The 20,842-nt window shown below is 30.1% G+C and carries 31 protein-coding genes and 2 tRNA genes; 31 read left to right on the forward strand and 2 right to left on the reverse strand.

The window, feature by feature from the left end; all coding sequences use genetic code 4:
- The first annotated feature begins 129 nt into the window (after positions 1–129).
- A complete protein-coding gene (locus ACWXVK_RS02900) occupies positions 130–4,518 on the forward strand; it encodes a hypothetical protein (RefSeq protein ID WP_456017201.1) in 4,389 nt (1,462 codons plus the stop codon).
- Positions 4,519–4,669: 151 nt separating this feature from the next.
- Here the strand turns inward: ACWXVK_RS02900 and ACWXVK_RS02905 are convergent.
- Positions 4,670–4,744: transfer RNA gene (locus ACWXVK_RS02905), tRNA-Gln, on the reverse strand.
- Between the two features lie 3 nt (positions 4,745–4,747).
- Positions 4,748–4,831: transfer RNA gene (locus ACWXVK_RS02910), tRNA-Tyr, on the reverse strand.
- 222 nt (positions 4,832–5,053) lie between these two features.
- On the opposite strand from ACWXVK_RS02910, the gene rpsJ reads away from it, so the two are divergent.
- The 30 genes from rpsJ to rpmF all read left to right on the forward strand — a co-directional run bounded on the left by rpsJ (position 5,054) and on the right by rpmF (position 20,499).
- Complete coding sequence (gene rpsJ, locus ACWXVK_RS02915) at positions 5,054–5,401, forward strand: 30S ribosomal protein S10 (protein ID WP_455966487.1); 348 nt, start codon at positions 5,054–5,056, stop codon at positions 5,399–5,401.
- 72 nt (positions 5,402–5,473) lie between these two features.
- Complete coding sequence (gene rplC / locus ACWXVK_RS02920) at positions 5,474–6,262, forward strand: 50S ribosomal protein L3 (protein ID WP_455966486.1); 789 nt, start codon at positions 5,474–5,476, stop codon at positions 6,260–6,262.
- Between the two features lie 2 nt (positions 6,263–6,264).
- Positions 6,265–7,191, forward strand: coding sequence for a 50S ribosomal protein L4 (gene rplD / locus ACWXVK_RS02925; protein ID WP_438340905.1), 927 nt, complete (start codon positions 6,265–6,267; stop codon positions 7,189–7,191).
- Positions 7,191–7,655, forward strand: coding sequence for a 50S ribosomal protein L23 (gene rplW, locus ACWXVK_RS02930; RefSeq protein WP_438340904.1), 465 nt, complete (start codon positions 7,191–7,193; stop codon positions 7,653–7,655). The genes rplD and rplW overlap by 1 nt, the downstream gene beginning before the upstream one ends.
- A gap of 114 nt (positions 7,656–7,769) precedes the next feature.
- Positions 7,770–8,618 carry a 50S ribosomal protein L2 gene (gene rplB / locus ACWXVK_RS02935; RefSeq protein WP_438340903.1) on the forward strand — a complete coding sequence of 283 codons (849 nt, stop codon included), beginning with the start codon at positions 7,770–7,772 and terminating at the stop codon, positions 8,616–8,618.
- Entirely contained in the window at positions 8,618–8,899 is a 282-nt protein-coding gene (gene rpsS, locus ACWXVK_RS02940) for a 30S ribosomal protein S19 (RefSeq protein WP_438340902.1), read from the forward strand. Before rplB ends, rpsS begins: the two co-directional genes overlap by 1 nt.
- Before the next feature lies 1 nt (position 8,900).
- Positions 8,901–9,269, forward strand: a complete 369-nt coding sequence (gene rplV / locus ACWXVK_RS02945; RefSeq protein ID WP_438340901.1) for a 50S ribosomal protein L22 — start codon at positions 8,901–8,903, stop codon at positions 9,267–9,269.
- Position 9,270: 1 nt separating this feature from the next.
- Positions 9,271–10,014 (forward strand): 30S ribosomal protein S3, encoded by a 744-nt coding sequence (gene rpsC, locus ACWXVK_RS02950; RefSeq protein WP_438340900.1) that lies wholly within the window; start codon positions 9,271–9,273, stop codon positions 10,012–10,014.
- Positions 9,992–10,429 carry a 50S ribosomal protein L16 gene (rplP, locus tag ACWXVK_RS02955; RefSeq protein ID WP_438340899.1) on the forward strand — a complete coding sequence of 146 codons (438 nt, stop codon included), beginning with the start codon at positions 9,992–9,994 and terminating at the stop codon, positions 10,427–10,429. The genes rpsC and rplP overlap by 23 nt, the downstream gene beginning before the upstream one ends.
- A gap of 2 nt (positions 10,430–10,431) precedes the next feature.
- Positions 10,432–10,632 carry a 50S ribosomal protein L29 gene (rpmC, locus tag ACWXVK_RS02960; protein ID WP_438340898.1) on the forward strand — a complete coding sequence of 67 codons (201 nt, stop codon included), beginning with the start codon at positions 10,432–10,434 and terminating at the stop codon, positions 10,630–10,632.
- On the forward strand, positions 10,632–10,913 hold the full coding sequence (rpsQ, locus tag ACWXVK_RS02965) for a 30S ribosomal protein S17 (protein ID WP_438340897.1): 282 nt from the start codon (positions 10,632–10,634) through the stop codon (positions 10,911–10,913). Before rpmC ends, rpsQ begins: the two co-directional genes overlap by 1 nt.
- Positions 10,906–11,274 (forward strand): 50S ribosomal protein L14, encoded by a 369-nt coding sequence (rplN, locus tag ACWXVK_RS02970; RefSeq protein WP_438340896.1) that lies wholly within the window; start codon positions 10,906–10,908, stop codon positions 11,272–11,274. The genes rpsQ and rplN overlap by 8 nt, the downstream gene beginning before the upstream one ends.
- Complete coding sequence (rplX, locus tag ACWXVK_RS02975) at positions 11,274–11,609, forward strand: 50S ribosomal protein L24 (protein WP_456002447.1); 336 nt, start codon at positions 11,274–11,276, stop codon at positions 11,607–11,609. Before rplN ends, rplX begins: the two co-directional genes overlap by 1 nt.
- 21 nt (positions 11,610–11,630) lie before the next feature.
- Positions 11,631–12,185 carry a 50S ribosomal protein L5 gene (rplE, locus tag ACWXVK_RS02980; protein WP_438340894.1) on the forward strand — a complete coding sequence of 185 codons (555 nt, stop codon included), beginning with the start codon at positions 11,631–11,633 and terminating at the stop codon, positions 12,183–12,185.
- Between the two features lie 11 nt (positions 12,186–12,196).
- Entirely contained in the window at positions 12,197–12,382 is a 186-nt protein-coding gene (locus ACWXVK_RS02985; RefSeq protein ID WP_004417000.1) for a type Z 30S ribosomal protein S14, read from the forward strand.
- 2 nt (positions 12,383–12,384) lie between these two features.
- On the forward strand, positions 12,385–12,795 hold the full coding sequence (rpsH, locus tag ACWXVK_RS02990) for a 30S ribosomal protein S8 (protein ID WP_438340893.1): 411 nt from the start codon (positions 12,385–12,387) through the stop codon (positions 12,793–12,795).
- A 28-nt stretch (positions 12,796–12,823) separates the two neighbouring features.
- A complete protein-coding gene (gene rplF / locus ACWXVK_RS02995) occupies positions 12,824–13,363 on the forward strand; it encodes a 50S ribosomal protein L6 (protein WP_438340892.1) in 540 nt (179 codons plus the stop codon).
- A gap of 21 nt (positions 13,364–13,384) precedes the next feature.
- On the forward strand, positions 13,385–13,732 hold the full coding sequence (rplR, locus tag ACWXVK_RS03000) for a 50S ribosomal protein L18 (RefSeq protein ID WP_456017203.1): 348 nt from the start codon (positions 13,385–13,387) through the stop codon (positions 13,730–13,732).
- Positions 13,732–14,367 carry a 30S ribosomal protein S5 gene (gene rpsE / locus ACWXVK_RS03005; protein ID WP_444705164.1) on the forward strand — a complete coding sequence of 212 codons (636 nt, stop codon included), beginning with the start codon at positions 13,732–13,734 and terminating at the stop codon, positions 14,365–14,367. The genes rplR and rpsE overlap by 1 nt, the downstream gene beginning before the upstream one ends.
- A 23-nt stretch (positions 14,368–14,390) precedes the next feature.
- Complete coding sequence (gene rplO / locus ACWXVK_RS03010; RefSeq protein ID WP_455966484.1) at positions 14,391–14,825, forward strand: 50S ribosomal protein L15; 435 nt, start codon at positions 14,391–14,393, stop codon at positions 14,823–14,825.
- Positions 14,825–16,297, forward strand: coding sequence for a preprotein translocase subunit SecY (gene secY / locus ACWXVK_RS03015; protein WP_438340888.1), 1,473 nt, complete (start codon positions 14,825–14,827; stop codon positions 16,295–16,297). Before rplO ends, secY begins: the two co-directional genes overlap by 1 nt.
- Positions 16,291–16,962 (forward strand): adenylate kinase, encoded by a 672-nt coding sequence (locus tag ACWXVK_RS03020; protein ID WP_438340887.1) that lies wholly within the window; start codon positions 16,291–16,293, stop codon positions 16,960–16,962. Before secY ends, ACWXVK_RS03020 begins: the two co-directional genes overlap by 7 nt.
- Positions 16,956–17,708: a type I methionyl aminopeptidase gene (map, locus tag ACWXVK_RS03025; protein ID WP_438340886.1), complete on the forward strand. Its 753-nt coding sequence runs from the start codon at positions 16,956–16,958 to the stop codon at positions 17,706–17,708. The genes ACWXVK_RS03020 and map overlap by 7 nt, the downstream gene beginning before the upstream one ends.
- The gene (gene infA, locus ACWXVK_RS03030) at positions 17,708–17,944 is read left to right on the forward strand and encodes a translation initiation factor IF-1 (protein ID WP_438340885.1); all 237 of its coding nucleotides are present in this window, start codon (positions 17,708–17,710) and stop codon (positions 17,942–17,944) included. Before map ends, infA begins: the two co-directional genes overlap by 1 nt.
- Positions 17,945–17,958: 14 nt before the next feature.
- Entirely contained in the window at positions 17,959–18,072 is a 114-nt protein-coding gene (gene rpmJ / locus ACWXVK_RS03035) for a 50S ribosomal protein L36 (protein ID WP_438340884.1), read from the forward strand.
- 4 nt (positions 18,073–18,076) lie between these two features.
- A complete protein-coding gene (gene rpsM / locus ACWXVK_RS03040; RefSeq protein ID WP_438340883.1) occupies positions 18,077–18,445 on the forward strand; it encodes a 30S ribosomal protein S13 in 369 nt (122 codons plus the stop codon).
- Positions 18,446–18,447: 2 nt separating this feature from the next.
- Positions 18,448–18,825, forward strand: coding sequence for a 30S ribosomal protein S11 (gene rpsK / locus ACWXVK_RS03045; protein ID WP_438340882.1), 378 nt, complete (start codon positions 18,448–18,450; stop codon positions 18,823–18,825).
- 33 nt (positions 18,826–18,858) lie between these two features.
- Positions 18,859–19,920 (forward strand): DNA-directed RNA polymerase subunit alpha, encoded by a 1,062-nt coding sequence (locus ACWXVK_RS03050; RefSeq protein WP_438340881.1) that lies wholly within the window; start codon positions 18,859–18,861, stop codon positions 19,918–19,920.
- Positions 19,920–20,285, forward strand: a complete 366-nt coding sequence (rplQ, locus tag ACWXVK_RS03055) for a 50S ribosomal protein L17 (protein ID WP_438340880.1) — start codon at positions 19,920–19,922, stop codon at positions 20,283–20,285. The genes ACWXVK_RS03050 and rplQ overlap by 1 nt, the downstream gene beginning before the upstream one ends.
- 16 nt (positions 20,286–20,301) lie before the next feature.
- Positions 20,302–20,499 (forward strand): 50S ribosomal protein L32, encoded by a 198-nt coding sequence (gene rpmF, locus ACWXVK_RS03060; RefSeq protein WP_438340879.1) that lies wholly within the window; start codon positions 20,302–20,304, stop codon positions 20,497–20,499.
- Positions 20,500–20,842 lie beyond the last annotated feature (343 nt).

The following is a 20,842-nucleotide window of genomic DNA, read 5'->3' on the forward strand; positions in this document are numbered from 1 at the left end:
AGCTAAAAAGCGCCCTGTTTTAGACGATATTCGTTCATATATATATATATATATAATTTGAGATTATTAGTATGCTAAAAACTAATAAATAGAATCAATTAATAAAAATGTTTAGGGCGGTATTTAATAATGAGAAGAAGTAAGGGTGCATTAGCATTGTGTTTAGGATTGTCAACAGGGCTGGTGGTCGCAGGTATTTCAGCATTTATCTATGCACGTTATAACAAGAATAAATCAATTGCACAAAAAACAGAAGATATATCTAAATATAACATAATTATTTCGCAAAAACAAAAGCAGTTAAAAGAAGCTAAAAAAGCATTGCTATATATCAAAAAAGAACAAAAAAATTCTAAAAATAAGTTTGCAGAGATAATGAAAAATATCGAGAATCTTGAAGCAAAAAATAGTGAGTCTAGGATTAAGTTAGAAGAAATCAAAAATGAACAAATAAAGCTAGAAGTGGAATTTGCGAGTTTAATAAAAGCATATGATGAAGCTAAAAAGGAATTAGAAAAAGCAAAACAAGAACATAAAAAAATTCAATCAAATTTTGATTTTGCAAATAAGATTTTTATTGAAAAATCAGAAAAATTGTTATCAAAAAATAGCGAATTAGAAAAAGCTAAAAAAATATTGGCTGATGCTAAAACAGATAATGAATATGCCAAAAAATCAATTTCAAATATCGAAAGTGATATTAATAAAAAAAGTATGGAATTGAGCGACAAGCAACAAGCTAAAGATAAAATATCGCATGATCTTGAAGTAGCTAAACAAAAAGAAAAACAGGCATCAGAATTACTTAAACAAGCAGAACAAGATTTTGATCTAAAAAATAATGCCTTGCAAACATTAAAGAACGAGTTAGAAGGTTTAAAAAAACAACAAAATTCAGCAGAAGCTAGCTATAGCCAAGCTAAGAAAAAAATGGATTTTTTAAATGCCGAAGTTATAGAAAAAGAAAAACTCTTAGATCAAGCTAAAGAACAATTACAATTAAAAAGTGAAGATGTTAATTTAAAACAACAAGCTCTTGATATTGCAATCAGAGAATTAAATGAGGCAAGCGCTATAAAAGAAGAAGCATCAAAAAAGTTAAAAATGGTACAACAAACATTACAACAAAGTAGTGATAATTTAGTACAAAAATTTCGCGAGGCGGATCTAGCATTAAGAGCTGTTGAAGAAGCCAAAAAAGAAAAAAATAATGCTCAAACTAAACTAAATAAAACCAAAGAAACACTAAAAGAAAAAGAAAATGATTTAAAAGTTAAAAATGAAGCTAAGCAACAAAAACTTGAAGAAAAAAAAGATGCTGAATTGCAAAAGAAAAAATTATCTGATGCTTATGATGATTCTGTTTTAAAAGAAGCCGAATTGCAAATAGAACTAGAAACAAAAAAAGATGAATTGAAATTATTATCAGAACAACATACTGAATTAAGTAACAAAACTAAAAAAGTTAAACAAGAAATTCAAAATATATCAAATGAAATAGCATCATTAACACAAAAGCTTGAAGATGCAAAAAAAGTTTTAGAAGCAAAGCAACAAAAACTAAAAGAATTAGAAAATGCTTTACCCAATGCGAATAGGGAATTAGAACAGGCTAGAAATAAAGAAACGGAAGCAATAAAAAACCAAAAAGAAGCTGATCAAAAATTGCAAAATGCGCAAAATGATTTGCAAACAAAGAATAGTGAAAAAGCGGTAGCTGAATCTGAATTACAAAAAGCTAAAGATAAAGAAAAAGAATCAAAAACTGAATTAGATAATAAGAAAAGCGAGTTAGCTTTGAAACAAGAAATTAAAAATAAGGCAAATGTTGAAAAGCAAGAAGCAGAAGGAAAAGAATCTCAAATTGAACATAAAATCTCAAGTCTTGAAGAAGATTTTGCCAAAAAGAGTGAGAAGGAACAAAATGCTGCAAGAGATTATCAGCAAGCCGAGGAAGCATTTCAACAAGCACAACAAACATTATTAGAGGAACAAAGAAAAAGTGATGAACTTAGAGAAAAAACAGAAAAAGCAACAGAAGAAAAAGATAAAAATAATACTGAATTAAGACAATTAAGAAGTGAAAAAGAGAAAATAGATCAGCAACTTAAAAAAAATCAAGAAGACTTAGAAAGACAAAACCAGAAATTAAACGAAAAAAGGGATAAATTGTCTAATTTAGAAGGTGAAGTTTCATCACTTAATCAAGTAATAGATAAAAATAAAGAAGAAATTGTTGAAGAAAGTAAAAAATACTATACCCCTTATGGCGGTGATTATTATAGTTATGAAGAGCTAGAAAAAATCGTAAAACTCTTCCAAATTTATAATTTTGGCAATGATGATGATGATTCTTGACTGTATGATCTTGCTAAAGCTCAATATGATGAGATAAAAGAAAAATATCCAGATATTTTTGAGTTTGCCCAGCCTTATTTAGATACATGAAGACATTTTAATACTTCTATGTCTGATGCTACTGCAGACAATTGGGTAGAAATATATAAAGAAACTTCAAATTTGTTTCCTGATATTCATAACATGCAAGATAAGGTGATTAAAAAACAAAAAGAAATTGAAACAACTAAACAAGAACTTGCACAAAATCAACAAGACATTGATAGAATAAACGAAGAAAATAAACAATTAAATCAAAGGCTTGCCAATTCTAAATTTGACGAAAAAATAATTGCCAAACAAAGCGAATTTGATGATGCAAATAAAAAATATGATGAACTTAATAAACAATATGCGGCAACATTTAAAACAATCGATGCAGCTAATAAGAAATTAAAGACTAAGGAAGAAGTTAAGAATAATTTAATGTCACAAAAAGATCAAGCTATCTCCGAAAAAGCAATGGCTGAACAAAAACTTTCGGAAGCTAAAAAGCAATTAGAAACTGCCAAGCAAGAAGTTGCAAATAAAGATAAACTATTGCAAAAAGCAAATCAAGATTTTTCACATACTGAAGAAGTAAAAAATAGCGCTGAAATGAAGTATAATCAAGCACAAACGGATTTGTTAAAAAAACAAAAACTCTTAGAAACCAAGGTTAGCGAAGTAGAAACTGCCACGCAAAATGAAACTAGATTGCAACAAGAAAAAAATAAAGCTGATCAAAAATTAGAACAAGCTCGAAAAGATGTTCAAACTAAAAATACTGAATTGCAAACCCAGCAAGAACAGCTAAAAAAAGCGCAACAAGAATTCGAAGCAGCAAAACTTGCAGAGCAAGAAGCGCAAAAATCCTTAGATAATGCTAATGAAAAAAAGAACAATAAACTTGCCGAAGAAAATGAATTGCAATCGCAAACACAAAGTAAATTAAAAGAAAAAACTAGTAAAGAAGAAGAAATTAAAAATGTTGAATCTAATCTTAGCCAATTACAAAAACAAAAAGAAATAAATAATAGCAAGCTAGAAACCCAAACACAAAAAATAAATGAGTTAACTAGTGATCTAAATCGCTTAACAAATGAAGTAGAAAAAGTCAAACAAGAACTAGATGAAGCAAAAAATAGCAATGATCAAGCAATGGCTGAATATGAAGAAAAACTTGCAAATGAATCATTAAAAATAGAAGAATTAGACCAAAAGAAAAAGCTAAAACAAGAAGTTGAAAATCAAAATCAAAATGATCTCAGAAATAAAGAAGAAACTCAAAAAATATTAGAAGGCGCTAACAAGGAATTTATATCAAAACAAGAAATTAAGGATCAAAAAACAAAAGATTTAGAAGAGTCTAAAAAAATAGAAAAAAGCGTGCAACAAGCAGAAGCAAAGGCACAACAGGATTTAGATGTTTCATTAGAAAAGCAAGATAAGGCTTATGAATTGTTTGAATATGCTAAGATAGAATTAAATAATAAAAATAAGGAAGTACAATGAAAACAAGAAGCTTATAATAATCAAGAAAAACTATTTATTGATGCTAAAGAAAATAAAAATAATGCTAGCAAAAACTTAAAAAACGCAAAGCAAAAGGTTGCAGAGGATAGTAATAATTTAAACACTAAGGTTGTTGAAATTGAAGAAGTTAAAAAATTACTAAATGAATTAGAAGCAAATAAGAAACAAGTATTACAAAGACTTGAATTAGCAAATAAGAACGTAGTTGAAAAAACAAAATTATTTAGTTCTATTGAAAATGAAAAAAATCTAGTCCTACAACAAAAGCATGCTTCAGAATTTGCTAAATTAGGTTTCGAAAAGCAACTTAATAAATCTGAGAAAAATCTTGAATCTAATAAACAAAGTCTTTCAAATAAAAATGAAGAATTAAAGAAGAATAAGCATAAACTTCAAGAAATAATAAGCCAAGCCAATGATATTAGTGAGGAAATTAGTAATATCAATAATATCATTCAAAAAGAGTTGAAAAATAAAGAAAATGTAGGCCAAACTCTAAGCACTACAAATAAAGAACTTGCCAAGAAAAAGAAAGAAATTTCAGATTTAATAGACGAGATAAATAAATTAAAGCAAATATTATCTAATCTTAGTGAATCTAAATAAAAATAAATAATAAGAATTATAATATGCCGTTACAAAAAAGCTTTTACCCATATAAAGAGGTTTGAGCTTTTTGTTTTGTTTAAATAAAAAAACTCAAGTTAAAATACTTGAGTTTACTAGTCATGTTTGATTAAATAATCAACTAATGATATGGCTGCCCTTGTTAGATTCGAACTAACGGATGGCGGTACCAAAAACCGCTGCCTTTCCACTTGGCTAAAGGGCAAAATGGTGGAGGGGGAGGGATTCGAACCCCCGAACCGTGAGGAAGTGGGTTACAGCCACCCGCGTTTGGCCGCTTCGCTACCCCTCCAATTTACATTAGCAAGTTAAATTATATTATAAAAAAAATTATTTGTTAAAAAATAAAAAATAAATTCATTATCTTGTTGCTCAGTTTCTAGTGTTTTATATAAAAAAAGTTTAAAAAAATTACAAAAAAAATGTTTTTGGTATAATAAATTAGCAACTATGCAAAGAAGCATAAGGTTACGATATACCGAGCTTAGTTGTTCATCTTGGTTATCGAGAACTTATGCGGAGTGCTTCATATAATGAAGAAGGAGAACAAACAATGGCAAAATTAGAAATTAAAATCAAAGCCTTTGAAGCTAGTTTAGTAGATGATGCTGCTAAAAAGGTTATACTTCTAGCGAAAGCTGAGAAGGCTATGGTAAGTGGTCCAATTCCTCTACCTACAAGAAAAGAAATTGTTACCATTTTAAGATCTGTTCATGTTAACAAAAAATCTCGTGAACAATTCGAAAGCAGAACTCATAAACGTCTAATTGTTTTGTCAAATGTTAGCGAAACACTAATTGATAAAGCAAAAAGACTTGAATTGCCTGCTGGTGTTCAAATTAGCGTTAAATCTGTAGCATAATACAGATATTATTTTTTTTAAAATATATACGTATATGTGGCACCGATTTTTTAAAAAAATGAAAGGATAAAAATGAAAGGAATCTTAGGAAGAAAAGTTGGAATGACTCAACTATTCACTAGCGAAGGTAAGTTAATACCTGTAACTATTGTTGAAGTTAAACCAAATGTTGTTACCAAAATTTTAACCGAAGAAAAAAACGGTTATATTGCAACACAACTTAGTTTAGAAGATAAGAAAAAATCTCAAATTAAGAAACCTGAAGTAAATTATTTCAAACAAGCAAATACAACACCTAAGCGATTCGTAAAAGAAATCCGTAATATGGCCGGATTTAACTTAGGTGAAACATTAGATGCCTCAATTTTTGAAGGCGGAGATGTGGTTGATGTTACGGCTATTTCAAAAGGAAAAGGTTTTGCCGGAACCATTAAGAGATGAAACCAACATATTGGTCCTAAATCACATGGTGGTGGTGGTGGTTCGCAACCTATAAGACAAACCGGTTCTATTGGTGATATATCTGGTAATAGAGTTTGAAAAGGTATGACAATGCCTGGTCACCTTGGGGCTGAACAAGTTACAATTCAAAATTTAGAAATTGTAAAAACTGAAGCGGAAAATAACTTATTAATTATTAAAGGCAGTGTTCCTGGAGCAAAAGGCGCTTTGTTAGTTATTAAAAATGCTAAGAAATCAGTTCAAAAGAAAGCTGAAATTAAATTAGTTAATTTAAAAGAAACATTAGCAAAGAATGAAATTTTTGAACAAGCTAAGAAATATAATCTTGAATTAAATATGGATATGTCATTAAACGAAATGAAGAAAGCTCTTGAAGAAGCTACAGAAGGGGATAAATAATTATGTCTACAATTGTTGATAAATACTATATCTCAGAAAAGTTTGATAAAGACCGAAACATATCATTTAATTTCAAAAAAGCAAAAGAAAAAGTTTCAGGAAATTTTGCTGAATTTATTGATGCTGTTAATGAATTCATTAATGTTAGCGAAAAATCTAAGAATAGTACTAGAGTATGATTTCACCGTAATGGAGCATATAGTGGTAGTGTTGATGTAGAAAAGGCTAGAATTATTGCTAACAGAGTTATTGAAGCTAAAGTTGAAAGCAAGGATGCTATCGAGTTTATTGAAAAAGAAAATTTAGTTGATAAACCAGCATCACCAGCTAAAAAAATGGAAGAAAGTGATTTTGAATTGCCAAAGAGTGTGTTTGGATTAGAAAAGATACATACTCAATCAGTTTTTGACGCTATTTTGGTAGAAAGAGGCTCAAAACGTCTGGCTACTCATAAGGTTAAATCACGTGGTGAAGTTAGTGGAACAGGCAAAAAACCATGGCCACAAAAACATACAGGTAATGCTCGTGCTGGGTCATTAAGAAGTCCAATCTTTGTTGGTGGCGGTAGAGCATTTGGACCAACAACCGAAAGAAATTACAATCTTAAAATTAATAAAAAAGCTAGAAAAAATGCTTTATTCTCAGCATTAACAATGCTAGCAAATGCAAATTCTGTTTTAGTTAGAGAATACGAACTAGAAAGTATTTCAACTAGAGCCTTATTAGTTGAATTAAATAAGGATAATCTAATTGGATTAAACAATATTCTAATAGTTTCTTCAAATGAAACCATTTATAAATCGGCTAAAAATTTACCAAATGTTAATGTAAACAAGGTTACATCATTGTCAATCGAATCATTAGTAGCTGCTGATGTTTTAGTGATTAGCAAGGAAGATGTTAAGTTCTTAGAAGGGATGGCAAAATAATGAATATTAATCATGTTATTAAATATCCAGTTTTAACTGAAAAATCAGAAATTGCTAGATCTAATCAAAATGTCTATACATTTGTGGTTGACAGAAGAACAAACAAAATTGAAGTTAAAAAAGCTGTTGAATTTATCTTTGATGTTAAAGTTGAAAAAGTTAATATCATTAATTATGATAAAAAACCAGCTAAATTAGGTAGATTTGCAGGGTTTAAAAATGCCGTTAAGAAGGCTGTTGTGTTTTTAGACAAAGATTCAAAGATTGTTTTATTTGCTGAAGAAGCTAAAGAAGCAAAGAAGGCAAAAGAAACTGAAATGAAGTCTGAAAATGTCGAAACAGTTAAACAAATATCAGAAGCCGAACTAAAAGCAGCAGAAAAAATTAAAAGAGCTGCAGAAGCAAAAACGCAAAAGTCTGAAGAAAAAGCAGAAGAAATTAAGCAAGAAACAGAATCAAAATAATTAATCTCGATAAAACAAAAACTATAAGATTAATTTTTAAAAACAATAATTTAGATTCTTAAAAGATAAATATTATACAAACAAATATTTTTAAGAAATGGAGAAAAGAAGACAATGGCTATTAAAAAATTTAAAGCTTATACAAATGGTCGTCGTAATATGTCTTCTCTTGACTATCAAGCAAATTTAACTGGACATAAACCAGAAAAATCATTGCTTGTGGCACTTCCAACACATTCCGGAAGAAATAATCAAGGTAAAATTACAACTCGTCACCACGGTGGCAGATTAAAAAGATTTTATCGTATTATTGACTTCAAAAGATATAACAAGGATGGAATTGAGGCTATTGTTAAAACAATCGAATATGATCCAAACAGATCAGCCAATATTTCTTTAATTGTTTATCGTGATGGAGAAAAGAGATATATTATCAGTCCAAAAAATATTAAGGTTGGACAAAAAGTTATTTCAGGAGAACATGTAGATATACAAATAGGAAATAACTTACCACTTGGAAATATTCCAGAAGGTACATTTGTTCACAATATCGAATTACAACCTAAACAAGGTGGAATTATTGCTCGTTCTGCTGGTAGTTCAGCGCAAATTTTAGGTAAGGATGAATCAGGAAAATACGTTATCTTAAGACTAAAATCTGGCGAAGTGAGAAAAGTTCTAGGTGTATGCCGCGCTACAATCGGTGAAGTTGGAAATGAAGAACACTCATTAGTTAATATCGGTAAAGCTGGTAGAAATAGATTGAGAGGAATTAGACCTACAGTTAGAGGTTCAGCCATGAACCCTAATGATCACCCACATGGTGGTGGTGAAGGTAAACAACCTATTGGTAGAAAATCACCAATGACTCCATGAGGTAAAAAAGCTCTGGGTGTTAAAACTAGAGCAACTAAAAAATCATCTAACCAATTTATTATTAGAAGAAGAAAGGAAAGTAAATAATGTCTCGTTCATTAAAGAAAGCGCCCTTTGTTGATGATCACTTAATGAAAAAAGTGGTTGCTATTATTGAAAATAAAGCACCAAAGCGTCCAATCAAAACCTGATCAAGACGTTCAACAATTTATCCTGAATTTATTGGTTTAACATTTCAAGTTCACAATGGTCATGCATTTCTTGATGTCTTTGTAACAAATGATATGGTCGGCCACAAATTAGGTGAATTCGCACCAACAAGAACATTTAATGGTCACGGTGCTGATAAGGCTAAAGGAAAGAAATAATATGGCACAAATAGTTAAGGCATCAGTTAAAATGCAAAGAATTAGTGCGAGAAAAGCTAGATTAGTAGCAGATTTAATTCGCTATAAATCAGCTACACAAGCATTAATCATTTTGCAAACAACATACAAAAAGGCTTCAGAAATTATTCTTAAACTTTTAAATTCAGCGATTGCTAATGCAACAAATAATTTTGGTTTAGATGCTACTAAATTAGTAGTTTCAAAAATTTTAGTAAATGAAGGTCCTACATTAAAAAGATTTCAACCTCACTCACGTGGCAGAGCATACCCAATTTTAAAAAGAACTAGTCACTTTTATGTTGAATTAATGGAATTAAATACAGACGAACTAAATAAGGAGGCAAAATAATATGGGTCAAAAAGTTAATCCAAATGGTTTTCGTTTTGGTATAACAAAACCGCATAATACTGTTTGATATTCAGACAAGCAAGATTTTGCTAAGTTCTTATTAGAAGATCAAAAAATTTATGATTTCTTTGATAAAAAGGTTCGTGAATATTTAATTGGCAATGTTCAAATTAAGAGAAACCAAAACAGTAATATTATTGTTTATGTATATACAGCTAAACCAGCTGCCTTATTAGGAACAAATGGTGATAATATTAAAGCTATAACATTAGCTCTTAAAAAAGAACTAAGAAATAAAAAAATTAATATTACTATTGATGTAATAGAACTAAAAAATCCCGACTTAAATGCAAGACTATTAGCAGAAGGCATTGCTGTTAAATTAGAAAATCGGGGAAGCTTCAGATTAGCACAAAAATTTGCTATCAAAAGTGCTATGAAAGCAGGAGCTAAGGGTATTAAAACCTCTGTATCTGGCCGTTTAAATGGTGTTGATATGGCTAGAACGGAAGGATATACCGAAGGTGAAATGAAATTGCATACTTTAAGACAAGATGTAGATTATGCTGTTGCTAAGGCTAAAACAACATATGGTATCTTGGGTATTAAGGTTTGAGTTTCATTAGGTGAAATTTTAGAAAACGGAAAAGCACAAGTTAGTGCTTTGGAATCAAATAAAACTGAAAGAAGACCGAGAGTTATTAGAAAGGGCGGTGAAAAACATGCTTCAACCAAAGAGAACTAAACATAGAAAAATGTTTCGTATCCGCCATGATAAAACTAAAGCACATCGTAATAACACAGTTTCATTTGGTGAGTTTGGTTTAAAATCAACCTCATCAGCATGAATCAGTGCAAGACAAATTGAAGCAGCTCGTATCGCTATTACTCGTCGTATGGGTCGTGAAGGTAAGGTTATTATCAAGATATTTCCACATATGTCAAAAACATCTAAACCTATTGGTGTTCGTATGGGATCTGGTAAAGGTAGTCCTGATCAATGATTTGCAGTTGTTAAAGAAGGAACAGTGATGTTTGAAGTTATGGGAAACCAAACTGATACTATGAAAGACGCTTTAAGATTAGGTGGTCACAAGTTGCCTGTTACCTGAAAAATTGTTTCTAGAGATGCTACATATCAATCGGAAGGAGAAAAATAATTATGTCATATACTGAATTAAAGAAAAAAACAGTTGAAGAACTAAAAACTTTATTAGCAGAATTAAGAGCAGAATTATTTTCTCTACACTTCAAAAATGCGACTCGTCAATTAGACCAAACCCACAAAATTAATTTAGTTAAAAAAGATATTGCTAGAACCTTAACTGCTATAAATGCCAAAAAGGAAGAAGGAGATAAATAATGGAACAAGTTAGAGAAAATCATCGTAAGAAGCTTGTTGGAACTGTAATTAGTACTAAGAATGAAAAAACTATTACTGTTATGGTTGAAACATATGCAAAACACCCATTATACTCAAAGCGTTTCAAAGTATCTAAGAAATTTGCTGTTCATGATGAAAAAAATGAAGCAAAAATTGGTGATGTTGTTGAAATACAAGAAACAAGACCACTTTCAAAAACTAAACACTTTAGATTAGTTGAGATTAAATCACACGCTATCGGAGGAAACGAAAATGCTTAGTGAATTTTCGAGATGTAATGTAGCTGATAATTCTGGCGCCAAAGAAGTAATGATTATTAAGAACCTTGGTGGTTCGGTTGTAAGAAGCACAAATATTGGTGATATTGTTGTTGTTACTGTTAAAAAGGCAATCCCTAATGGTGTGGTTAAAGAAGGTCAAGTTTTAAAAGCAGTTATTGTTAGAACAAAAAGAGGCATTGCAAGAGAAAATGGTTCATACATTAGATTTGATGATAATGCTGTTGTTTTAATTAAAGAAGATGGTACTATGAGAGGTACTCGGGTATTTGGTCCTGTAGCGAGAGAACTTCGTGAAAAAGGATATTTAAAAATAATTTCATTAGCTCCGGAGGTTTTATAATGTCTCAAGCTAAAATTAGAAAAAATGATATTGTTTTAGTTATTTCAGGAAAAGAAAAAGGTAGATTTGCATCAGTTTTATCAACAAATGTCAAGAAACAAACCGTTGTTCTAAAAGAAATTAACATGAAAACCAAACACCATAAACCTTCACAAGAAAATACTGAAGGAAAAATTGAAAAGAAAGAATTTCCTATTCACATTTCTAATGTAGCATACCTAGCAAAAAAAGGTGCGCAAGGCCAAAAGTCAATTGGAACAAAAATAGGATTTAAAGTTGATGCTAAGACCGGTAAAAAACAAAGAGTTATGAAAAAAGTTAATAAGGTTATATAAGTAAATAAGGAGAAATAGAAAATGGCTAAATTAGAATTAGAAAAAAAATATTTAGAGCAAGTTCGCCCTGAATTAGTTAAAGAATTTGGTTACTCATCAATTATGCAAGCTCCGCGTTTACAAAAAATTGTTATTAATATGACAGCCGGAAATGAAGTATCAAACTCAAAAGCTATTGAAGAGGTTATGGTTGAATTAAGTCAAATAACTGGACAAAAACCATATCAAACAGTGGCAAAAAAATCATTGGCATCTTGAAAATTGCGTGAAGGTATGCCAATGGGTGGAAAAGTAACATTAAGACGTGAAAGAATGTGATCATTTTTAACTAAATTAATTAATATTGCTTTACCTCGTGTACGTGACTTTAATGGTACAAGCTTAAAAAGTTTTGATGGTCGTGGTAACTACGCGATTGGTATTAAAGAAGAAATTATTTTCCCAGAAATTTCATTTGATAAAATTCGTAAGTTAAAAGGTATGGATATTATTCTTGTAACCAGTGCAAATTCAGATAAAGAAGCATTTGCATTATTAAAGAAACTTGGAATTCCATTTGCAAAAGGTACTAATTAAGGAGAATTTGTATGGCAAGAAAAGCGTTAATGATTAAAGCTGAACGTGAACCAAAATTTTCAGTTAGAAAATACACACGTTGTCAAATTTGTGGTCGTGTTCATGCAGTGTTACGTAAATATAAAATTTGTAGAATTTGTTTTAGAGAATTAGCACACGAAGGAAAGATTCCTGGCGTAAAGAAAGCGAGTTGATAATTATGGCTATTATTACAGACCCAATAGCAGATATGTTTGTTAGAATTAAAAATTCTATTTCAAGAAAGTATCATGAAGTTCTAGTTCCTCACTCAACTAAAAAAGAAAAAATCTTAGAAATTTTTACAAGAGAAGGTTATATTACTTCATATGAAATCATTACCTCACCAAAAGGTTTTAAAGAAATTAAAATTACTTTAAAATACAAAGGAATGAATCAAAATCTATCTGCAATTACAGATATTAAAAGAGTTTCTAAACCAGGTTTAAAAGTATATTCATCAGCTGACAAATTACCTCGTGTTTTAAGTGGATATGGTACAGCAATTATCTCAACATCAAAAGGTCTATTAACTGATAAAGAAGCAAGAAAAGCCAACTTAGGTGGCGAAGTTATTGCCTTTATTTGATAGAACTTACTTAGATTTAAGGATTTAAACTATGTCAAGAATTGGAAAAAGAGTTTTATCTATTCCTCAAGGTGTTGAAATAAATTTATCAAAAAACCATATTGTTATTAAAGGTAATTTAGGCCAATTAGAATATACATTTTCACCATTAATTTCTGTTATTATTGAAAATAATGAAATTAAAACTTTAAGAGCTAATGAAGAAAAAACTACAAAGCAATTGCATGGTACAACAAACGCTATTATTAGTAATATGTTAATTGGAGTTTCAAAAGGTTATAAAAAAGAAATCGAAATTAAGGGTGTTGGTTACAAAGCAACACTTAAGGGAAATGAAATCGAAATAATTGCCGGATATTCGCACAGTGTAGTTAAGGCAATTCCATCAAATCTAAAAATTGAGGTACCAAAACCAACTAATATTATAATTTCTGGTATTGATAAACAAGCTGTTGGAGAATTTGCTGCAAATATAAGAGATATTAGACGTCCAAGCCCATATTCAGGTAAGGGAATTATGTACAAAGATGAAGTTATTAGACGTAAGGAAGGAAAAACTGCTGCTAAGTAGTTAAAAAATAGGTAAAAAATTATGTTATCAAGAAATGAAAGACGTAAAGTTAAACATTTAAAAATTACTAATAAATTAGCAAAAGGTACTTCACAAAGACCACGTGTTGTTGTATTTAAATCATTACATAACTTTTATGTGCAAGCAGTCAATGATGAAACACATACAACATTAGCTTCATTTTCAACTAGACAATTATCTGAAAAAGGGAATAATATTGAGGCAGTAAAAATGGTAGCAAAGCAATTTGCTCTAAAACTAAAAGAAGTAAATGTTTCTGAAATCGTTTTTGACCGTTCAGGCTATATTTATCATGGTAAATTAGCAGCATTTGCAGACACATTAAGAGAAGAAGGGATTAAGTTCTAATGGCTGAAGAATTAAAGAAAGAAAATACTGAAGTAGCTAAGGAAACTAAGGTAGTTTCACCTATTAAAAAACCAGAAATAAAAGAAAATAATAAAGCAACTACTGAACGAAAAGCTTTTGCTCCCAAGAAACAATTTAGTGCAACTCCTGCAGCTAAGATTTTTGAAGAAAAAGTTATTGATATTGCCAGAGTTACAACCGTTGTTAAAGGTGGAAGAAGATTTTCATTTTCAGCATATGTTGTTGTCGGCGATAAAAAAGGTAAAGTTGGATTTGGACACGGAAAAGCAAATGAAGTTCAAGATGCTATTAAAAAAGCAGTTAAAGATGCACAAAAAAATGTATTCAACGTTCCTATAGTTAACGGAACCATTCCACACGAAATAAAAGAAAAATTCCTAGCTTCAAAAGTACAACTACGTCCTGCTCCTAAAGGTGCTGGTATTATTGCTTCTAATACAGTGCGTGCTGTTGTGGAATTAGCTGGTTATACCGATATTTCTACAAAAACATATGGTTCAAGAACAAAACACAATATTGTTCATGCCACAGTTAATGCACTTAAGAAGATTAAAACAGTTGAAGAAATTGCTAAACTACGTGACATTGATGTAAAGCATTTATTAGCTAAATAATATAATATTAAGGAGTGTTATTTATGAAATTACATACATTAAAAGCAACACCTGGCGCTCGTAAAGAAAAACATCGTGTCGGACGTGGTCATGCTGCCGGTAAAGGAAAACAAGCTGGTAGAGGGCAAAGTGGACAAACAAAAAGAAGTACAGTTAGACTAGGTTTTGAAGGTGGACAATTACCACTATTCAGAAGAATTCCTAAACGTGGTTTTAATAATGTAAATCATGTTGAATTCCAAATTGTTAATATTTCTTCGCTAGAAGAAAAATATACAAATAATGAAGTTGTTTCTTATGAAACATTGATAGCAAAAAACCTTATCAAGGGAGTATTGCCGGTTAAAATTTTAGGAAGAGGAACACTAACTAAAAAGTTGACTGTTTCAATTCCGTCTCTTTCACAATCAGCTAAAGAAGCTATTGAAAAAGCTGGAGGAAAAATCGAGGTTCAATAATGGCTAAAAGATCTAAGGTAGAAAAGGAAATATATAACAAAAGACTCGAGCGCAAATTAGCGATTGATAAATTTTTTGCTAAAAAAAGAAACTCGTGATCAGAATGATGAAAAAATCATGGTCTTTTTAAGAAGATCTTATTTACTCTTTTTGTTATTTCACTTTTCTTAATAGCTGGTACTATTACTTTACCAGGTGTTGAATTAGCACATCAAGACAGATTGAATCAAGGTGATTTCTTTGGTATCTTAAACTTGGTAGGTGGCGGTGGATTACGTAGATTCTCCATAGTCGCCTTGGGGATTGGACCTTTTATTTCTTCATCGCTAGTAATGATGATTTTGCAAACAAAAGCATTCCCGGCGGTTCATCGTTTAAGTCAATCAGGTCCATTGGGTAGAATAAAAATTAATTTTATAACTTATACTGTTACATTGTTCTTTGCAATATTTCAAGCAATATTGATTACAAGAGCATTAGTAAATCCACAGACTGATAATTTTGGTATAAGATTTTCTGATAGTTTAGTTAAGTCTCTTGGCGAAAAAGGAACCTTTGCTTATCAATGAGTGATTCTTCCTTTATTGTTAGTAGCTGGATCATTCTTTTCTTTATTTTTATCAGAGCAAATAACAAATAAAGGTGTTGGGAATGGAACGAGCTTAATTATCTTTGTCGGAATTGCTAGCTCACTAGTTCCAACCTTCAGACATGCTTTTGAATACTATATGCCATCAGTAAAAAATAATAATTCGGTTGTTTTAAAGGAAACACTAAACTTTATTGTTTATTTACTGGCGTATTTATTAGTAATTTTTGTTGTAATATTATTTACTCTTGCTGAAAGAAAAATTCCAATTCAACAAGTTGGGGCAGGATTATCTAAAACGGAAAAAGAATTAAGTTATCTACCTATCAAAGCAAACCCGGCAGGAATTATGTCAGTAATTTTTTCAATGATGGTTCTTTCTGTTCCTACATTGATTGCAGGGTTATTTGATCCTAATACAAGTAGATATTATCAATGAGTTTATTCAAATCTTCAACTAACACAACCATTAGGATTCTTCTTATTTGTTATCATAACATTTGGATTAACTATTTTAATGGGAATACAACAATCTAAAATTGATAAGATTAGTGAGGATTTTGCAAAAAGCAGTACGTTCATTCCTGGAATTAGACCGGGTGAACAAACTGAAAATTATTTATTAAATACTGTGTTAAGATTATCATTCTTTTCTGCTGGGTATTTAATAATATTGGGGGCATTGCAATTTATTCAACAAATGTTTGGAATGCCTGCACCAATAGCGTTTGGTGGAACATCAATAATGATTCTAGTTTCAACAGCAACAGAAACCGTTCAACAAATTCAAGCAAGATATAAATCACAGGAACTTGCGCGAAGAAGACGAATGATTAAAGAATTAAAAGAAGTATATGGAGAAGACGAAGATTTAATATGATAGAAAGATGTCAAATTAAGAAGCCTAATTTGATTTTTATAGGTGCACCAGGTGCTGGCAAGGGTTCTCTTTCTAAGCTATTAGTTGAAAATTTTGGGTATTTTCAACTTTCAACTGGTGATATGTTTCGTCAAGAAATTAAAAATAAAACAGAATTAGGGCTAAAAATTAAAAACATATTAGAATCAGGAAAATATGTTGATGATAATATAACTAATCAGCTAGTTGAAAATAAACTAACTAGCTTAGTTAATGAGAAAATACCTTTTATTCTTGATGGTTTTCCAAGAACGATTGATCAAGCTGAGTTTTTAGATACACTTGAAAAAAAAGGGATTTATATTGACCAAGTTATTTTATTAAATATTACCGATGAACAAATTATTGAACGTTTATCGAAGCGTAGAATTTGTCCTTCATGTAAAACAATTTATCACCTAGAATCATTCCCACCAGCTAATGATAAATTCTGTAAACATTGTAAAACAGAAGTTGTCAAAAGAGCTGATGATGAAGAAGAAGTAGTATTAAAACGTCTTGCGATATATAACGATCAAACAAAATGTTTAATAGATTTTTATAAAAAAAAGAATATAGTTTCAGAAGTAAATAGCTATCAATCATTAAAAAAAGTGTTTGATGACGTTAAAGAGGCCTTGAAATGATAAAAATTAAGAATCAAATCGAAATTCAAAAAATTAAAAAGGCCTGCGCAATCTTGGCAGAAGTCAAAAAAATTCTTTGAGACTTTATAAGACCAGGCGTTTCTTTAAAAGAAATTGATAGCGTCGCTTTTAAAGAAATTAAGAAAAGAGGAGGAAAACCAGCTTTTTTAGATATGTATGGTTTTCCTGCAACTTGTTGTATTTCAGTTAATGAAGAATTAATTCATGGTATCCCTTCTGATTATGTTGTTAAGGATGGAGATATTGTAAAAATTGATACCGGGGTAGTATGAGAAGGATATTATTCTGATTCTGCCTTTACAAAAGGTGTTGGCAATATTACACAAAAAGATAAGGAATTAATTCAAGTTGCAAAAGACGCTTTTTATGCAGGATTTAATGCAATTAAAGTAGGTAAACGCTTTGGTGATATATCTGCTGCAATCGGAAATTATATTCGTCAAAAAGGCTATTATACACCTGATGAATTTTGCGGTCATGGTATAGGTAAAAGTTTGCATGAAGATCCGCTTATAAATAATGATGGTATTCCAAATACAGGTGATTTTATTAAAAACGGTATGGTTATCTGTATTGAACCGATGATTTTACAAAAGTCAAAAAAAACATTAATTAAAGAAGATAATTGAACTGTTATTGATCCATTAGGTTTTAATACTTCGCACTACGAGCAAACAGTATTAATTGATAATGGTGAAGCATATATATTATCAGGAGACAACATTTAATGGGAAAAAACAAGAAAGATAAAAAAGAAGAAGTTATTAAAATGACTGGTAAAGTTACCAAGATGCATTCAACAAAAAATTATGATGTTTTGTTAGAAAATAATCTTGAAATTAAGGCTTATATTTCAGGAAAAATGTCTCTACATAACATTAAACTTATTCCCGGTGATATGGTTGATGTTGAAATCAGTCCTTTTGATTGAACGTTAGGCAGAATAGTTTTTCGCCATAAATAAAACTAAGGAGAATTATGAAAGTTAGAGCATCGATTAAAAGCATTTGCAAAGACTGTAAAATAATTAAAAGACACGGCGTTAATAGAGTAATTTGCATTAACCCAAAACATAAACAAAGACAAGGATAAAAAAATGGCTAGAGTTTTAAATATAGAAATTCCAAATAATAAAAAAGTTCGTATTTCTCTAACATATATTTTTGGTATAGGTCCAACAATTGCTAAGCAAATCTTAGCTGCCGCAAATGTTGATGGAGAAAAAAGAGTTAAAGAATTAAGTGAAGAAGAATTAACACGCATTAGAGATGAAGCTAAACAATATACTACTGAAGGTGATTTAAAGAGAGAAATTAATCTAAATATTAAAAGATTAATGGAAATTAAATCATATCGTGGTATTAGACATAGAAAAGGATTGCCAGTAAGAGGCCAATCAACTAAGAAAAATGCAAGAACAAGAAAAGGCCCAAGAAAAACGATTGCTGGAAAGAAAGGTAAATAATAATGGCTAAGAAAAACAAAAAAGTTGTTACGCAAGGTATTGCGCATATTCACTCAACATACCAAAATACAATTGTTTCTTTTTCAGATTTAAAGGGAAATGTTTTTGCATGATCTTCTTCGGGGGCAATTGGATATAAAGGTACGAAGAAGAAAACTCCATATGCTGCTGGCCTAGCCGCAGCTGCTGCTGTTGAAAAAGCCAAAGAATTTGGTTTAAAGGAAGTGTCGATTATGGTCAAGGGTGTTGGTCCTGGAAAATCAACAGCTCGCAAGCAAATTGAAACAAGTGGTTTTACAATTAAGGATGTTAAGGATGTTACTCCTACTCCTCACAATGGTACTCGTCCTCCAAAGAAAATTCTTAAAAGAGAAAAATAATTTAGATTTACAAGGATAACATAGGGGGATATTATGGAAAAAATTCAAAAAATTACTTATAAAGAATTAGTCGCTGAAAAAGTAAATGATTTTAATACAACATTTGTAATCGAACCATTATCGCGTGGTTATGCAAATACAATGGGGACTACTTTAAGAAGAACCTTACTTTCTTCTATTACATCAGTTGCTCCATTTGCGATTAAAATCAATAATGTCGAACATGAATTTCAAACAATTAGTGGTTTACAAGAAGATGCGATAACATTAGTTAGAAATATAAGAAGCATCCGTTTTGTTTACAATGAAGAAATGTTTGAAAAAGATAACTTAGCAAAAATATCATTTAAGGCCAATAAGGAAGGCGAAATCTATGCTTATGATATTCCTGAGGTTAGTGGCCTAGAAATAGTAAATAAAGATCAATATATTGCTAATATAGCCAAGGGTGGCTCATTAGAATTTGAATTATTTTTAAGAAAAGGTCGCGGTTTTGTTGATTTTGAAGAAAATAAGAATGTAATTAGTCAATATGGTTCAAGATTAGAATCAAATATTAAAAATGGTCAATTTTTAGCAATGGATAGTGATTTTAGTCCTGTTAAAAAATGTGCAATCTCTTTTGAGGAATTAAATAGTTCATCTAAATTAGTTGAAGAAAGATTAAAAATTAAATTAGAAACTGATTGCACGATTACAGCAAAAGATGCGATGGAACAGGCTGCTAAGATTATTGTTGCTCATTTTCAAATCATTGGTAATATTGATGCTTTGGAATCGATAGAATTATTCGAAGAAAATAAAGATAAAAAAGATAAGGAAATTAAGTCATCTGTATCGATCAGTAAACTTGGCTTATCAGTAAGATCAGAAAATGCTTTAAAAAGAGCAAAATTCACCACTATTGAAGAAGTATTAAATTTAACTGATGAAGAATTGGCAAATATTAAAAACCTAGGTAAAAAATCAATTCAAGATATTATTGATAAAAGAAATGATTGAAAAAATAGAATTGGCAATGATGCTGATTTCGAAAGCGACACCACGATAGATTCACTAGAACAACTTAAAAAATCAGATGAGGGAGAAGAATAATGGCTAACCCAAAACAACTATTTCGTAGAAATACTGAATGATGAAACCATGTAGAAAGATCGTTAGTTACCGATTTATTGGTAAACGGTCAAGTTAAAACCACTCTTGAAAGAGCTAAAAGAATTAGATCAAATGCAGAAAAGATGATTACACTCGGAAAGAAAAATACCCTTTCAACCAGAAGACAAGCAGCTAAATTTTTAAGACTTATTCCTTCAAAAGTTGAAAACAAAGATTCGTTACAATATTTATTTGATGTTCTAGCATCAAAATACGCCCAAAGAAATGGCGGATATACAAGAATAATTAAAATTAATAACCGTGCTGGCGATAATGCTAAAATGGCAATTATTAAATTAGTATAAAAATAGGAGATAAATTATGGCTATAGTTCCAAAAAGAAAAACCTCAAAGCAAAGAAAAAATTTAAGAAGAAGTCATCATGCATTAAGTCCTATTACGTTAGTAGAATGCAAGCATTGCAAACAATCAATTATTCCTCACCAAGCATGTAGATATTGTGGATTTTATAAGGAAGAAAAAGTTCTTAAAAATGTTATTAATGATAAAATTAAATAATTTTTAGAAACACCAAGTTGTTGACTTGGTGTTTTATATTTAATAAGTTATACTTGACTTTTTTAGTAAAAGATATTATCTATATTAGATTATATTTTTTTATTAATAATTTCAAAAATAAAAAAATTTTATATATAATATATAAGCTTTCTATTTTTGCTTGATTAGTTTTTAATTAAACTAATTTAGTAATATCTAAGATTTTTTAAAAAAAATAAAAAAATATTATTAAAAAAAATAAAAAGCGTATAATAGTAATTGTAGCTTTTTTGCTAACAAATATTAAGATAGTTCTTTGAAAACTGGATACGAATACCATAACGTCAATTTTAATTTTTTAAAA

It is taken from the genome of Mycoplasma sp. 3398 (assembly GCF_053851555.1).